Raw genomic sequence first — 14,755 nt, forward strand, 5'->3', positions numbered from 1 at the left:
GTCAACCACCGCCGCAGATCTTGCGGAGGTTCTCCAAGGTCTTCTCGACCGGCGCACCTCGCGTCCCCAGACGTATGGCCTTGGCGGCCTTGCCCACTACGGCTGTTCCGACGACATCCCCGGTCAGGTAACGGATGGCGTTGCCGCACGAATGCCCGGCGCGGTACTTGTCGCAGCCGTCGATGACCAGAAGCGCCTGGGAAGCGATCATCACGCCTGCGCTGAGGGCCGCGAGAGGCCCCGTCACCACGTCGCAGACCGCGCAGACAATGCTGACGACGGTGAATACGCCGGCGGCAGCCGTGGACCAACTGTTGATCTGGTTGAGGACGTCGGCGTGCTTGTGGACGAACCCGGTGATGCTGCCCCACCCGAACAGCCCTGTCGGGTCGACCCCGTTGAGCGGGTTGCCGTCGACGTAGCAGTACGGGCTGAGCGTCTGCTGCACCGCGGGGTCGACGGTGAGGAACTGGGCGGTGGCCGGGTCGTAGTAGCGGGCCCGCAGGTAGACGAAGCCGGTCTCGGCGTCGGTGTACTGGCCGGTGTACTGCAGGGGCGTGGAGGCCGTGCCGGTGTGGCCGGTCACGGTCCCGTACGGCGAGTACGCGTAGGTGCCGGTGACGGCTCCGGCGGAGCTGGTGAGGGCCCGGGTGGAGCCGAGCTGGTCGTGGAAGTAGTACTGGGCGGTGGTGCCGGTGATCTGCTCCACCGGGAGTCCGGTGGGGCCGTAGAGGTAGGCCGCAGTGCCGTCCGAGAGGAGGGCCGGCGTGTCCTCGGAGTCCCAACTGAAGGCGGTCGTCGTGCCGTTGACCGTCTTCGAGGCCCGCAGCCCGCTGCCGTCGTAGGTGTAGGCGGCGGTTGTCGCCGAGGAGGCGACGCCGGTGAGCTCGTCGGCCTGGTCGTAGCTGTAGGTGGTGGAGGCCGCGCCCGTGGTCGCCTTGGTCCGGTTGCCCTGGGTGTCGTAGGCGTACGTCGTGGCGCCGGTGGGCGCGCTCGCGCAGGACGGGCTGCTCGGCATCGTGCCGGTGGTGGACCAGCACAGCTGGTCGGCCGCGTCGAACGCCTGGCCAGTGCCGCCGACCTGCACCGGGTTGTCGGCCGCGTCGTAGGCGAACGACGTGGTGGTCGACCCCGTGGTCGAGGACTTCACCTGGTCCAGGGAGGTGTACTGGTACGACTGGCCGGTGTCGCCGGCGAGTTGGCCCGCGTTGTCCCTGGTGTAAGTGAGGGACGCCAGCGTGGTGCTGCCGCTGGTCAGGGTGTCGGCGGTGGCCTGGTCGGCGGTGTTGAACGTGGTGGTCGCGACCGTGCCGTTGGGGTAGGTGGTGGTCCTCCACTGACCGTCGGCGTTGTAACCGAAGGCCGTGGACTGGCTGTTCCAGTCCTGAAGGGCCGTCAGGCGGTTGGCCTTGTCGAAGGTCCGGGTGGCCGTCCGGGTCGTGGTGCCGGGGTAACTGACCGAAGTCTCATTGCTGTTGGCGTCGAAGCCGTAGCCGGTCGTCGCGCCCGAGCCGCTGGTCTGCGTCACGAGTTCGCCGAAGGTGTCGTAGCTCCAGCTGCTGGTGCCGGTGCCGTCGGTCATGCCGGTGCGGCGGCCCATCGCGTCGTAGCCGATGCCGGTGACGTTCGGCGTGGTGCCGTCCGAGTAGCTGATGGAGGCGGTGTTGCCGGCCGGGTCGTAGGTGTAGGTGGTGACCCGGTTCGCCGGGTCGGTGACGGTGAGTAGATCGCCCGCCGCGTCGTACACCGAGGTGGTGGTGCGGCCAGCGGGGTCGGTGCTGGTGGTCTGGCGGCCCTGGGCGTCGTAGCCGTAGTTCGTGGCGTTGCCCGCGCCGTCGGTGGTTCTGCTGGTGGTGCCGTCGGGGTTGTAGGCGATCTTCTGGACGGTGGCGTCGGGACGGGTCACGGTGGTGCGGCGGTCGGCGGCGTCGTAACCGTAGGTGGTCTTCCTGGCGTTGGCGTCGGTGGCCGAGACCTGGTCGCCGTCCGCGTCGTAGACGGCGGCGGTGGTGTGGCCGAGCGGGTCGGTGGTGCCGGTCCGGTTGTCCCAGGCGTCGTAGGTATAGGTCGTGCAGCCGGTGGCCGGTGGGGTGCAGCCGGGTACGGTGCCCGCGGCGGTGCCGATCGGGGAGACCGTCGAGGTGAGCACGCCGCGTGAAGTGTCGTAGCCGTACTGGGTCTTGTCGCCCTCGGCGTCGGTGGCGCTGGTGACGTCGCCCGCCGTGTCGTAGGTGGCGTGGCTGGTGTTGCCGCGGGCGTCGACGGTGCGGGTGGCGTCGCCGGGGTGGGCGGTGTCGTCGTAGTTGACGGCGGTGGTGCGGGCGGCCGCGCTTTCGTCGACGGGCTGCGTGGTGGTGCTGGTGAGCAGGCCGTAGTCGTCGCCCCCGGCGGCGATGTGCCCGGTCTCGTCGTAGGCGTAGTCGGTGCGCAGGCCGTCCGGGGTGATGGTGGTGGTGAGGTTGTCGCTGTCGTCGTAGGCGTGGGTGGTGGTGAAGCCGCGGGCGTCGCTCGCGGAGATCTGGTTGCCGTGGTCGTCGTAGGCGAAGGTCTGCAGGTTGCCGTTGGGGTCGCTGATGGAGGTGACGCCGAGGCTGACCGGGTCGTAGGTGTAGTTCCAGGTGCCGGCGTCGGAGGTGCCGTAGCCCTTGGTCTCGGAGGTGAGCAGGCCCTCGGCGTAGGTGTCCAGCGTCTTGTGCCCGGACGGGTCGGTGACCAGGGTCTGCCCGTCGGTGAGACCTGTGCCGCTGTCGGGGCCGTAGGTGAAGGTCGTGGCGTGGCCGAGCGGGTCGGTCTGGGTGAGGACGCGCTCCGAGCTGTCGTACGTCATCGCGGTGACCGGCGCCGGGGTGGCCGTGCTGCCGTAGTTGTCCGGCGAGCGCATCGAGGCCATCAAGTGCGCTGCCGTGTAGGTGAATTGGGTGTGGTCGTCGTCCAGCAGCGACGGGCTCCGGGTGCTGCCCGCGCCGTAGACGTCGGTCAGGTCGCCGTTGCTGTCGTATCCGTACGTGACCTTGCGTCCGGCGGAGTCGGCGAGCGCGGTGATGTGGGTTCCGGTCCAGGTCAGGGTGTAGACGCGGCCGCCGGGGTCGGTGATCGTGTGCAGGTTGCCGGAGCTGTCGTAGGCCAGGGTCGTGGCGTAGGGCGGGACCGCCTTGCTGCCGACCAGGTCGGTTTCGGAGATCAGGTGTCCGGTGGCCGCGTCGAAGGTGAAGACGTCTTTCGAGGTGCGGGTGAAGACGTAGTCCGAACCGTCCTTGACCAGGGTGGCGTCATAGCGTGGCGCGCTCGGCGCGTACGTACCCGAGGTGTCGTCGAAAGTGACCTGGGAGCCGTCTTCCTGATGAACCGTCACATCGCCGCTGGTGCTGTCGGTGGTCGCGCTCAGGTTGTACGAGTCCGTCCAGCCCCAGCCGAAGGGGCCGTTGACGGCGAGGGACGCGTTGGGTCCGGTGGAGCTGGCCAGCGCGGAGGCGTAGGTGCGGGTGAAGTCCAGCGGCATGCCGCGGCCCGGCGTCGACAGGTCGGTGAAGGTGTCACCGAAGGCGCCGGTGCTGGTGTCGACCGGGTCACCGGCCGTCCGCTTGGCGCAACCGCACTGGATCCAGGCCGGGTTGCTGCCCTTGGGGGCGTCCTTGATGCCGGGCGGGCCACCGATGGGCTCACCCGGGGTGCCGCCTTCGGGGATGAAGGAGACCGCGTCGTAGGCGACGTCGTAGTCGGCGTAGTTGATGTTGCCGGAGCCGGTGATGTCGCTCTTGTTGGTGAGCTTGACGGTGGCGCCGTTCTCCATCGCGAAGGTGCCGATGGTGACCCACTGCTCCGAGCCCCAGTCCTGGTTCACCCGGATCTTCCAGGGGCTCACCCCGCCGCCGGGATTGATCGTGTAGACGACGTTGGTGGCGCTGGCGGCGGTCGACGGGAAGTGCAGCTTGATCTTGTAGTACTGAAGCTTGGGAAGAGCCGGGGTCCAGGTACCGGTGTTGATCTCGGCCGGGTTGGAGCCGTCCTCGGTGTGGGTGAACAGCGTGTGGCCGCCGAAGCCGACCCCGAGCTGGTGGGTGTCGAGCGCGCCGATCGGATCACCGGCGCTGTTGGTTCCGTAGGAGTACGAAAACGTGCCGCCCTGCGACCAGTTGGACGATCCGCAGCCGACCAGGTTCAGCGGTGGCTGGCTCTGCGACTCGTCGACGATGATCGGCGCGCCGTGGCCCTCGTCATGGACATGGGCGGTGTCCAGGGAGCAGGAGGGCGGATGCGCGTGCGGCTGGACGAGCGCCGGTTCGCCGGAGCCGGCGGCCGCGGTGTAACTGCTGGTGGCGCAGGTCGTGGCGCAGTCGGAGACGAAGGTGACCGGCTGGTGCCACCAGCACTCGGAGTCCGACAGGGTGCAGTACTTGGCGTTCGTGGCGCCGGTGGAGTCGCAGAGGTTGTCGCTGGTGCAGAAGGCGTCGACCGGCGGGATCTGCAGCCAGCTCTTGCCGCCGTGGTAGTCCGGCGTGGTGTACGCGGGCGCGTTGAAGCGCAGGATCGGGCTGCCCATCCAGCCCATGATGCGTTCCTGGTAGGGCCAGCTCGCCGGGTGCGAGGCGTCGGCGTAGGAGTCGCGCAGATAGGGGGCACGGGTGGGCGGGTAGTCGGGGTTGCGGGGGTTGTTGGCCCAGCCGAGGCCCCAGGTGCCGTCGGGTCCGGTGCAGGTGGCGCTCGGGGTGCAGCCGGTGGTGTTGCCGAACGCGGCGGTCGGCTGCACGCCGGAGTTGTACGCCCAGGCGGCGAGGTACCAGTTCTCCAGGTACTTCGGGTCGCCGCCGTTGACGGTGATCCCGGCGTCGTAGAGCTGGTTCCAGGTGTGCTCCAGGATCTGCAGCCCGGCGGCCAGGTTCTCCTGGTAGTCCACCGCGATCTTCCACTGGCCGTGCACCGAGTAGGTGGTGTCACCGGTGGACATGCCGGTGGTGACCTGGCCGAGGCCGTAGCCGCAGTCCGCCTTCGAGTAGTCCATCGAGGTGATCAGACCGCCCGCGCCGTAGTAGTCGGCGACCAGCGCGCCACCGGGAATGCCGGGCAGGGCATGCCAGGACGCCTGGCTGTAGTTGGACTCCTGCGCCACGATCGCCTCGTACACCGAACGCGGCACCGAGTCCCAGGTGTCGGACGACGGGTGCTCCAGGGCGATCTTCGCGAAGTCGCCGTTGGGGGAGTACGACGCCAGGCCGAGGTTGGCGTAGCCGGCGGGCCGCGCGTACGACGAGCCGGTGAGCAGCCCCTGTTCGGCCATCTGTATCGCCCAGGTCACCTGCGCGGTGCCGGGCTGCATCACCTGCTTGTCCTCGGCGAGCCGGTCCACCGCGCACTTCGGGGTGGTGGTGGCCGCGGTGACGGCCTTGGTGGTGGCGGCCGTGGTGGTGGCTGTGGTGGCGGCCGTGGTGGTGCTTGAGGACACCAGTGCGGAGCGCTGCGCGGACCGCGAGGCGGCGGTGTCGCCGCTGCCGCCGCTACCGGCGGAAGCCGTCGGCACGGCATTCGGCAGCGTGGTCGCGGAGCGTTTGGTCGACTTCGCGGCGGACCGCTTCAGCAGCTTCCCGCTCCGGGTCGCCAGGACCAGCGGCGCGGACTGCGGCGTCCTGCTCCCGGCGCCCGTCACCGCCCCACCGTCCAGCGACACATTCGTCGCCCCGTACGGCAACGGGCCGGTGCCGATCCTCCGGACCCCGGATCCCGAGGTCACCCGGGTGGCGCCGACGGCGAGCGCGTGGCCCGCCCGGCCCTGCATCAACTGCAGGGACGCGTGCGCCCCTTCACCCAGCGTGGACAGTTTCCCGGACCGCTCCCGCATGATCAGCGAGGACTTGTCCGCGGCCCGTTGCAGCGCGAAGTCGACGCCGCCGCCGGCCGCCGGGCGCAGGTCGTAGGGGACGCCGCCGGTGTTCGCCAGCCGCACCGGACGCCCGGCCGTGCCGCCCTGCTCGGGTATCCGCACCAGGCCGGTCCCCATCACGCCCACCGGGCCGTCGGCGGTGGGGACCACCGAGGTCAGCTGACCGTCCACCGTGGTGGTGTGCTCGACCTTCCCGGTCGGCAGATCCACCGACAGGACCTGGGTGGTGCGCTGGTTGTCACCGGGGTTGACGGTGAACTCCGCGGCGTCGGCGGTACCGCAGCCCGGTGAGTGGTACTTCAGGGCGACCCCGGAGGCGACCGGCTTCACCGCACCGGTGCCGAGGTTCACCGAAAAGGCGAATGCCCCGTGGTCCCGGGCCGCGGCTATGTTCACCGACGACGCCGGCAGAACTGTCACCGCGGCGAATTTCCCGTCGCCGGAGACGCACTGATAACCCGTCCAGGCCGAGTCGTCGATGTCGGCGGGCCGCAATACGGCCATTTCCCGCCAGGTGTATCCGCTGCCGCCGGTGGCCACGTCGACGTGGTAACCCGCACCGTCGCCCCAGCCGTTGACCATCACGTCCGCCGCGGGGCCGGCGGCGTCCTCGGGCGACGCGGACGTCGTGATCGTGGCCGCGGTTGCCGCTGCCTTCCCGGACCCGGCCGGGGTGCTCGCGGTCGCCACGGCCGCCACGGCCGGAGAGACGGTCCCCGCCATCACCATCGCCACCGAGACCAGGACCACGCCTGGTGCAACCCGCCCTGGAGCAAGGCGCGTTGGTGTGATCAACTTCGGCACGACCAGCTTCGGCGCGACCAGCTTCGGCCATCTTCGTGATCGAGTCACCCGACCCACCCCCGTCCCCCGTGCGCCCCCTGCCGGGGCAGCACCCACGCCGGCCCCCGTCCCCCGATGGCCCGTCGAGCCAACGCGAACGGAGGCAAACGCCACAGACGGTATCCCCGGAGAATCAAAGCGGGAGCAATGCGATCTCCATGAAGATTCACGGAATGCAAATTCCCTCAAAAGGCCGCCCAAACCATGAAGTTCGTCATGGTCAACACGCACGTCGAATGGGCGTCGAATGGGCGTCGAACATGCGGTATGTCTAAGTTGTGTGGCCTGGGCAAGTGATTAGTCGAAATCTATGAATTCCATCGATTATTTCCCCGGCGATCCGCCAGGGTATGGGGCCCCAAGCTGCTTGACCGTGGTGGTGGACCCGCCCGGTGCCAGTACCGTGCGGCCATGGCAAGCAAGCGGCAGCCGTACTGGCGCACCATGGGGACCCCGACGACCCTCGTGCTCTACCGAACCGTCGACGCCTGGCGGTACGCGATCTACTTCACCCAACCGTCGGGCGTCGCCGACGGCGCTCTCAAGGATCCCGCGCCCTCGTCCGAGCCCGATAGCGCGCAGGCTGCCTGCCACAAGGCGGCCGAAGAACTCACGCACAGGCGGCTGGAGGTCCTCTGGCGCGAGTCCGATCAACCGGACTGGTGGACGGGCACCGTCACCGGCGCCGATCCCTGTCCACCTGCCTGACCGGATCAGCGCGTCCACCGCGCAGCCGGACGCCGGCGCCGTTGGCCCCTCGCCGGCACCCACCCCCGAAAACGACCAAGGGCACCCTCCCAATAAGAAGGATGCCCTCGATCACATACTGTGCGCCGCCAGGGACTCGAACCCCGGACCCGCTGATTAAGAGTCAGCTGCTCTAACCAACTGAGCTAGCGGCGCATGACTTACGCCTTCCGCTGGATCTGAGTCTCGCGGAGGGCGACAAGAAAAATACTACCTGGTCCGGAGGGGTGCTTCGGACCAGGGTCGGGGCGGCCGCGCTCCCCGATACCGCGTCTTCGTCTAGATGGCCAGGGAGAGCAGGACCGGGCCCGCCTCGCGGTTCAGTGTGTCCGCCGCCTGGCGCAGGCGGTGGGCGTGTTCCACCGGGAGGGAGAGGGCCAGGCAGCCCACCGAGGCGCCGGCCGTGATCGGGACCGCCGCGCAGACCGTGCCCACCGCGTACTCCTGGAGGTCCAGGTGGGGGACGGTCGGCGGCTGGGCCTCCAGGCGGGAGAGGAGGAGCCGGTCGCTGGTGATCGTGCGTGAGGTGAGGCGGGCCATCTTGTGGCGGGAGAGATGGTCGCGCCGGCCGTTGTGGTCGAGCTGGCCCAGCAGGCTCTTGCCGAGCGCCGTCGCGTGCGCGGAGACGCGGAAGTCGACCCACTCGTTCACCGCCGGGGTGGTGGGCCCGGCCGCGTACTGGGTGATCGTGACCTCGCCGTCGACGTACCGGCTGACGTAGACCGCCGCGCCCAGCGAGTCGCGCAGCCGGTCCAGTGTCCGCTGGATCTGCTCGCGCACCGCCTGTTCCCGGCCGGCCGCGGAGCCGAGCCGGCTCAGGGACTCGCCGGTGATGTACGCGCCGTCGGTGAGCTGCTCGACGTAGCCCTCGCGGCGCAGGGTCCGCAGCAGTATCGTCAGGCGCTCGGTGCCGAGGGCGGTGACGCGGGCGAGTTCGGTGTCCGTGACACCGGTGGAGTGCCCGGCGACTGTCTCCAGGATGCGCAGGGCGTCCTGTACCGATTGGTAGGGAGCGGTCGGCTCGTGCATCAGCGCCACGGTGTTTCTCCCTGCGCTCGCTTTTTGGGCCGTGATACCGGACAGCGAATCTTCTCCACGATAGCTGTCAAACGGCCGATGTGGTGCGGGTGTTGGCGAGAATATGGCCTTGCCTATGCCCTCCCAACTGCGGTGCGAGCCTTTTGGCATATTCCTTTGGCATGCCACGTGGCGTAGACCTTGGGTGTTCGATTGCTCACTGGTCGTAGTTGAATAATTGTCAAAGAATGGCGCCGAGAAATTCGCGGGTCCGTTCTTGTTCCGGATCGCCGAAGATCCGCTCCGGCGGGCCCGATTCGATGACCTTTCCGGAGTCGAACATCAGGACTTGATCCGAAATGTCACGGGCGAAATTCATCTCGTGGGTCACACAGAGCATCGTGATGTCGGTGGTGCGGGCGATGTCGCGCAGCACGTCGAGCACGCCCGCGACCAACTCCGGGTCGAGCGCCGAGGTCACCTCGTCCAGCAGGAGCACCTGCGGGCGCATCGCCAGCGCCCGCGCGATCGCGACGCGCTGCTGCTGGCCGCCGGAGAGCTGGGTCGGGCGGGCGCCGGCCTTGTCGGCGAGGCCGACCAGGTCGAGCAACTCCAGGGCGCGCGCCTCCGCTTCCTCCTTGGGCAGGCCCAGGACGGTGACCGGCGCCTCGGTGACATTGCGCAGCACGGTCATGTTCGGGAAGAGGTTGAACTGCTGGAACACCATCCCGATCTTCTTGCGGATCTCCCGGACCTGCTTCTCGGGCGCGGGGAAGAGCTGCTCCCCGTCGACGGTGATCGTGCCCTCGTCCGGCTTGGTCAGGGTCATCAGCAGCCGCAGGATCGTGGTCTTGCCCGACCCGGACGGACCGATCAGGGTGACGTGCTTGCCGGACTCCACGGAGAAGTCGAGGTCGTCGAGCACGGTGTTGGACCCGAAGCGCTTGGTGACGTGGTCCAGGCGGATCAACTCGCTGCCGTCCACCGGGGGGTTGGCGTTGGCGTCGGTCTCTGTCGTCAGGGGTGTGTCAGCGGACAAGGCGTCGCTCCAGGGCTCGGATCAGCAGGGAGGCGGGATAGGAGATGAGGATGAAGGCCACGCCGATCACGGTGATGGGCTCGGTGAACTGGTAGTGCTGCTGGGAGAACAGCCGGGCCTGGCCCATCAGTTCGAGCACGGTGATCACCATGAGGATCGGGGTGTCCTTGAGCATCGCGATCACGTAGTTGCCGAGCGCCGGGACCACCCGGCGGATCGCCTGCGGCAGGATCACGGCCGTCCAGGTCCGGCGCACCGGCAGGTTCAGCGCGGTCGCCGCCTCCCACTGGCCGACGGGCACCGCCTCGATGCCAGCGCGGTAGACCTGCATCGTGTACGTCGAGTAGTGCAGCCCGATCGCGAAGACACCGGTGGTCAGCGCGGAGAACGTCAGGCCCCACTCGGGCAACACGTAGAACAGGAAGAACAGTTGGACCAGCAGCGGGGTGTCCCGGACGAACTCGGTGACGACCCCGACCGGCCAGCGCACCCAGCGCGACGGCGTCCGCATCAGCAGCGCCCACACCAGCCCGAGGACGAACGAGATCAGCGATCCGAAGACCAGGATCTGCAGGGTGACTTTCAGGCCGTCCCAGAAGAACGGCATGAACTCGCTCACGGCGTTCCAGTCCCACTTCATCAGATCTGCGCTCCGATCCCTGTGGTCTGGGCACGCTTCAGTTCACGCGCGGCCCGGTCGGTACCGGCCTCCTTGCCGATCCCCGCCTTCAGCTTCTTCTCCAGCCCGCGCATCAGCCGGGTGAGCGTGAACGCGATCACGAAGTAGATCAGCAGGATGTACGTGTAGATCTCAGCGCTCTGCTGGAGCGCGAGCCGCACCAGGTTGGCGCTGAAGGTGAGGTCGCCCATGCCCATGACCGACACCAGGGCGGTGCCCTTGAGCAGTTCGATCAGCAGGTTGCAGAAGGACGGGATCATCTCGGGTATCGCCTGCGGCAGCAGGATCAGCCGCATCCGCTGCCAGGGCGTGAAGCTGAGCGCGACCCCGCCCTCCTGCTGCGCCGGGTCGACCGCGTTGAGGGCGCCGCGCACGATCTCCGTGCCGTACGCGCCGTAGGTCAGGCCCAACGCGAGCGTGCCCGCCCACAGCGGGACCAGCTGCCAGCCGAAGGCGACCGGGAGCACGAAGAACACCCAGAAGATCATGACCAGGGCGGAGGTGCCGCGGAACACCTCGGTGTAGAAACCGGCGAGGAAGCGCACGATCCACAGCCGGTGGGTGCGGGCGATGCCGACGACGAAGGCCACGACGGTCGCCAACAGCGCGCTGAGGACGAGGAGTTGGACGGTGGTCCAGATCCCCTTGAGGACGAGTTCCCAGAGGCCTGACGTCATCCGCTGCAGAGCTCCTTCGCGGTGAGGTTCGTCATCTCGGCCTTGCTGAACCCGAAGGGCCGCAGGATCCGGTACAACTCCCCGCTCTTCTTGAGCTTGTGCAGCTCGACGTTGAAGGCGTCGCGCAGCTTCGTCTCGGTCGGCCGGAACGCGAAGGCGCCCCCGTCGATGCGCGGTTTCCCGTCGACGAGCGGGGCGAACGGCGTGGTCGACTCGGCCTTGGCGGAGTTCTTCACGACCGCGCGCGTGGTGAGCGCCGTACCGGCGAAGACGTCGACTCGCCCTGCTTCTACGGCATTCAGCCCCGCGACCTGGTCCGGGACGATCAGGATGTCGCTCTGCTTGTACCCGGCGCTGACGGCGTGCTGGATCTGCGCGTACCCGGTGCCGGTGGCGAACTTCGCCTTCTTCGCGACGACGTCCTTGTAGGTGTGCAGCCCCTTCGGGTTGCCCTTGCGGACGACGAACGAGTCGAGCACCTGGTAGTCGGGGTCGGCGAAGATGACCTGCTGACAGCGGTCCGGGTTCACGTACATGCCGGCGGCCACGACGTCGAACTGCTGCGAGTTCAGGCCCGGGATGAGCGAGCCGAACTCGGTGGGCACGGGCTGGATGTTGTCGACGCCGAGCCGCTGGAAGATGACCTTCGCCAACGCCGGTGCCTCACCGGTCAGTTGGCCTTGCTTGTCGATGTAACCGAACGGGATCTCACCCGCGATCCCCAGCCGTACGACGCCCTGCGCCTTCAGCCGGTCGAGCAGATCACCGCCGCTCGTGGTCGACGCGGTGGCCACACGGCTGCAGCCGGCCGCGCCCAGCGCACCTGCCGCCGCCACCCCGGCGAGCAGTGCCCGACGGGTGTGACCCGGCGTGTGACCGGATGTGTGTCTGTCGTTCCCAATTGGTGGAGCCATGGGCGCGCAGCTACCCGACCGCTCCCGGGTTATGCACCCTGGAAGACATGACGGATCACTTCATCGAGGTCTCACTCGCAAAGCGGAACGTCCACTGCCGGGCAAAACTGCTGGTGGAACGCGCCCCGCTGACCTGCGCGGCCATCTGGGACGCACTCCCGCTAATCGGCGACGTCTACCACGCCAAGTACGCCCGCAACGAGATCTACGCCCTTTTCCCGCCATTCGCAGAAACGGAACCCCCGCTGGAAAACCCCACAGTCACCCCCATACCGGGCGATCTCTGCTATTTCGCCTTCGCCGGCACGGAACTCGGCACGAAGGCCTACGGCTACGACCGCGAGGTCCGCGCCGGCACGACGGTCGTCGACCTGGCCCTGTTCTACGAACGCAACAACCTCCTCCTCAACGGTGACGTGGGCTGGGTGCCCGGCATCGTCTGGGGCCAGGTGGTCGAGGGCCTGGAGGAGATGGCGGAGGCCTGCAACGACCTGTGGCGGTCGGGGGCGGCGGGGGAGAGCCTCAGCTTCCGGAGGGCCTGACCCCGGAATCCTCGGCGCCCAACAGCGCGTGCGCCGCCCGCAGCACCAGATCGTCCCGGTGCCGTGCGCCCACGATCTGCAACCCGATCGGCAGCCCGTCGCCGTCGTTCCCCACGGGGACGGTGGCGGCGGGCTGCTGGGTGAGGTTGAAGGGGTACGTGAAGGGGGTCCAGCCCGTCCAGCGGCGGTACCCGGAGCCCTTCGGGACCTCAACTCCCGCCTCGAACGCGGTGATCGGGAGCGTCGGCGTCACGAGGAGGTCGTAGCGCTCGTGGAACTGGCCCATCCTGCGGCCGAGTTCCATACGGGCGTCCACCGCCGCCAGATAGTCCAGCGCGGAGAAGCCCGCTCCCGTCGCGCAGATCTCCCGTAGCCCCGGGTCGAGCAACTCCCTTTGCTGCGGGGTGAGTTTCTGGGTCACCCGGGCCGCGCCGCTGAACCACAGGGTGTGGAAGGCGTCCACCGGGTCGCTGAAGTCGGGGTCGGTCTCCTCGACGTACGCACCGAGGGAGGCCAGCCGCTCAACGCCCCGCCGTACCGCCGCCGCGACCGCCGGACGCACCGCGACCTGGCCGCCGAGGGACGGGGAGTACGCGATCCGCAGGCCCTGTATGCCGTCCGCGAGCGCCTCCGTGAAGGAGCCCCGCGCGCGGTCGAGGCCCGACCAGTCGCGGGCGTCCGGTACCCCGATCACGTCCAGCAGCAGCGCCGCGTCCGCCGCGTCCCGGGTCATCGGGCCGACGTGCGACAGCGTGCCGAACGCGCTCGCCGGGTACAGCGGCACCCTGCCGTACGTCGGCTTCAGGCCGAAGATGCCGCAGAAGGACGCGGGGATACGGACACTGCCGCCGCCGTCTGTACCGAGCGACAAGGGCCCCGCGCCGAGGGCAACGGCCGCCGCGCTCCCGCCACTTGAGCCACCCGCTGTGCGCGAGGGGTCGTGCGGGTTGCGCGTGATCCCGGAGAGCGGGGAGTCCGTGACGCCCTTCCAGCCGAACTCCGGGGTCGTCGTCTTGCCGATGAACACCGCGCCGTGTTCCCGGAGTCTGGCCACCGAGGGCGCGTCCTCGTCCCAACTACCCTGCTCGGCAATGGTCTTGGAGCCGCGCAGGGTCGGCGCGCCGCGCTGGAGCAGGATGTCCTTGACCGTGACCGGCACCCCGTCCAGGAGTCCGGACGGCTCCCCGCGCTGCCAGCGTTCCGCGGACTCGGTGGCCCGCGCCAACGCGCCTTCCGCGTCGAGCCGTACGAAAGCGTTCACGGCGGGCTGGATCTCCTCGGCCCGTTCGAGGGTGGCGCGGGTCGCGTCGACGGGACTGAACTCCCTTCTGCGGTAGCCGTCGAGGAGTTCCACGGCGGTCAGCTCGGTGAGTTCGGTCGTCATCCGGCCCTCCAGAGTGGGGAGTTCAGTGCCCCGGTACGTACCCACGCTTCTTGTCGACCACGTTCGGCAGCGGCTTTCCCGCCTCCCATCTCTCGTACGCCGCGACGAACTGCGTGCCGAGTTCGTCCCGCCAGCCGACCGTGTCGCCGCTCATGTGCGGGGAGATGATCAGCCCGGGGACGTGCCACAACGGGCTGTCGGGGGTGAGGGGTTCGGCCTCGAAGACGTCGAGGGCGGCACCCGCGATCCAGTGCTTCGTCAGCGCCTCGGCGAGCGCGTTTTCTACGACGAGTTGGCCCCGGCCCACATTGATGAAGCGCGCCGAGGGCTGCATGCAGCCGAAGCGGCGGGCGTCGAACATGCCCCGGGTGTCGTCGGTGAGCGGGGCCGCCGAGATCACCCAGTCGGCGCGGGCCATCAGCCGGTCGAGTTCGCCGGGGCCGTGGATGCCGGTGCGCGGGGTGCGGCCGACGAGCGCGGTCGTCACGCCAAGTGCCTTGAGGGTACGGACGATTGCCCGCCCGATGGGCCCGGACCCGACCACGCAGGCGCGGGTTCCGGCCACGCGCTGCGCCTCGCGGTGCCGCCAGATCTGCTGCCGCTGGAGGTCCAGCGTCCTGGGCAGATCCTTGGCCATCGCGAGGACGAGGGCGGCGACGTACTCGGCGATCGGCTGGTCGAAGACGCCCCGCGCGTTCGTCACCACCGTGTCGGAGTCGGCGAGTTCGGGGCACATCAGGTGGTCCACGCCCGCGCTGGCGGTGTGCACCCAGCGCGGCCGGGGACCCTCACCCGGCCAGGCGGAGCGCACCGCGTGCGAGGCGAAGTCCCACACCAACAGGACGTCGGCGGACGGCAGTTGCTCAGCGAGGGTCGACTCGTCGGCGTGCTCGACGCGCACCCGGCCGGTGAGCTTGCCGAGCCGGGGCAGCGGGTCGGCGTCCAGGACGAGAAGGGTGGGCAGGGCAGGGGGAGTTGCGGTCATGCGAAGCCGTTTCTCGCGAGAGGTACAGCGTGAGGCACGGCGGGGGCACCGAG

General features: G+C 69.0%; 10 protein-coding genes and 1 tRNA gene. 2 read left to right on the forward strand and 9 right to left on the reverse strand.

The window, feature by feature from the left end; translation table 11 throughout:
- Position 1: 1 nt before the first annotated feature.
- Positions 2–6,625 carry an RHS repeat-associated core domain-containing protein gene (locus ACIBK4_RS31535; protein ID WP_399000153.1) on the reverse strand — a complete coding sequence of 2,208 codons (6,624 nt, stop codon included), beginning with the start codon at positions 6,623–6,625 and terminating at the stop codon, positions 2–4.
- A 504-nt stretch (positions 6,626–7,129) separates the two neighbouring features.
- Between ACIBK4_RS31535 and ACIBK4_RS31540 the strand changes: the two genes are divergently transcribed.
- The gene (locus ACIBK4_RS31540; protein WP_399000155.1) at positions 7,130–7,426 is read left to right on the forward strand and encodes a hypothetical protein; all 297 of its coding nucleotides are present in this window, start codon (positions 7,130–7,132) and stop codon (positions 7,424–7,426) included.
- 121 nt (positions 7,427–7,547) lie between these two features.
- Here ACIBK4_RS31540 and ACIBK4_RS31545 read toward each other — a convergent pair.
- The 6 genes from ACIBK4_RS31545 to ehuB form a co-directional block, all read right to left on the reverse strand.
- Positions 7,548–7,621: transfer RNA gene (locus ACIBK4_RS31545), tRNA-Lys, on the reverse strand.
- A gap of 123 nt (positions 7,622–7,744) precedes the next feature.
- Positions 7,745–8,503 (reverse strand): IclR family transcriptional regulator, encoded by a 759-nt coding sequence (locus ACIBK4_RS31550; RefSeq protein ID WP_399000157.1) that lies wholly within the window; start codon positions 8,501–8,503, stop codon positions 7,745–7,747.
- A gap of 220 nt (positions 8,504–8,723) precedes the next feature.
- On the reverse strand, positions 8,724–9,521 hold the full coding sequence (gene ehuA, locus ACIBK4_RS31555; RefSeq protein ID WP_399000159.1) for an ectoine/hydroxyectoine ABC transporter ATP-binding protein EhuA: 798 nt from the start codon (positions 9,519–9,521) through the stop codon (positions 8,724–8,726).
- Positions 9,511–10,161: an ectoine/hydroxyectoine ABC transporter permease subunit EhuD gene (gene ehuD, locus ACIBK4_RS31560; RefSeq protein WP_399000161.1), complete on the reverse strand. Its 651-nt coding sequence runs from the start codon at positions 10,159–10,161 to the stop codon at positions 9,511–9,513. Before ehuD ends, ehuA begins: the two co-directional genes overlap by 11 nt.
- On the reverse strand, positions 10,161–10,877 hold the full coding sequence (gene ehuC / locus ACIBK4_RS31565; RefSeq protein WP_399000163.1) for an ectoine/hydroxyectoine ABC transporter permease subunit EhuC: 717 nt from the start codon (positions 10,875–10,877) through the stop codon (positions 10,161–10,163). Before ehuC ends, ehuD begins: the two co-directional genes overlap by 1 nt.
- A complete protein-coding gene (gene ehuB, locus ACIBK4_RS31570; RefSeq protein ID WP_399000165.1) occupies positions 10,874–11,791 on the reverse strand; it encodes an ectoine/hydroxyectoine ABC transporter substrate-binding protein EhuB in 918 nt (305 codons plus the stop codon). The genes ehuC and ehuB overlap by 4 nt, the downstream gene beginning before the upstream one ends.
- A gap of 47 nt (positions 11,792–11,838) precedes the next feature.
- Between ehuB and ACIBK4_RS31575 the strand changes: the two genes are divergently transcribed.
- Complete coding sequence (locus ACIBK4_RS31575; RefSeq protein WP_019056630.1) at positions 11,839–12,333, forward strand: DUF3830 family protein; 495 nt, start codon at positions 11,839–11,841, stop codon at positions 12,331–12,333.
- On the opposite strand, the gene ACIBK4_RS31580 is transcribed toward ACIBK4_RS31575, so the two are convergent.
- Complete coding sequence (locus tag ACIBK4_RS31580) at positions 12,314–13,717, reverse strand: amidase (RefSeq protein WP_399000167.1); 1,404 nt, start codon at positions 13,715–13,717, stop codon at positions 12,314–12,316. The genes ACIBK4_RS31575 and ACIBK4_RS31580 overlap by 20 nt on opposite strands.
- A 22-nt stretch (positions 13,718–13,739) precedes the next feature.
- Positions 13,740–14,702, reverse strand: a complete 963-nt coding sequence (locus tag ACIBK4_RS31585) for a D-2-hydroxyacid dehydrogenase (protein ID WP_399000169.1) — start codon at positions 14,700–14,702, stop codon at positions 13,740–13,742.
- Positions 14,703–14,755 lie beyond the last annotated feature (53 nt).

It is taken from the genome of Streptomyces sp. NPDC050528, from assembly GCF_044457795.1.
Lineage (GTDB): Bacteria > Actinomycetota > Actinomycetes > Streptomycetales > Streptomycetaceae > Streptomyces.

Excerpts from the sequence above, each read along its gene's own strand:
- ACIBK4_RS31540 (WP_399000155.1), top strand. The coding sequence starts at position 7,130 with ATGGCAAGCAAGCGGCAGCCGTACTGGCGCACCATGGGGACCCCGACG.
- ehuD (WP_399000161.1), bottom strand. The coding sequence starts at position 10,161 with ATGAAGTGGGACTGGAACGCCGTGAGCGAGTTCATGCCGTTCTTCTGG.
- ehuC (WP_399000163.1), bottom strand. The coding sequence starts at position 10,877 with ATGACGTCAGGCCTCTGGGAACTCGTCCTCAAGGGGATCTGGACCACC.
- ehuB (WP_399000165.1), bottom strand. The coding sequence starts at position 11,791 with ATGGCTCCACCAATTGGGAACGACAGACACACATCCGGTCACACGCCG.
- ACIBK4_RS31575 (WP_019056630.1), top strand. The coding sequence starts at position 11,839 with ATGACGGATCACTTCATCGAGGTCTCACTCGCAAAGCGGAACGTCCAC.
- ACIBK4_RS31580 (WP_399000167.1), bottom strand. The coding sequence starts at position 13,717 with ATGACGACCGAACTCACCGAGCTGACCGCCGTGGAACTCCTCGACGGC.
- ACIBK4_RS31585 (WP_399000169.1), bottom strand. The coding sequence starts at position 14,702 with ATGACCGCAACTCCCCCTGCCCTGCCCACCCTTCTCGTCCTGGACGCC.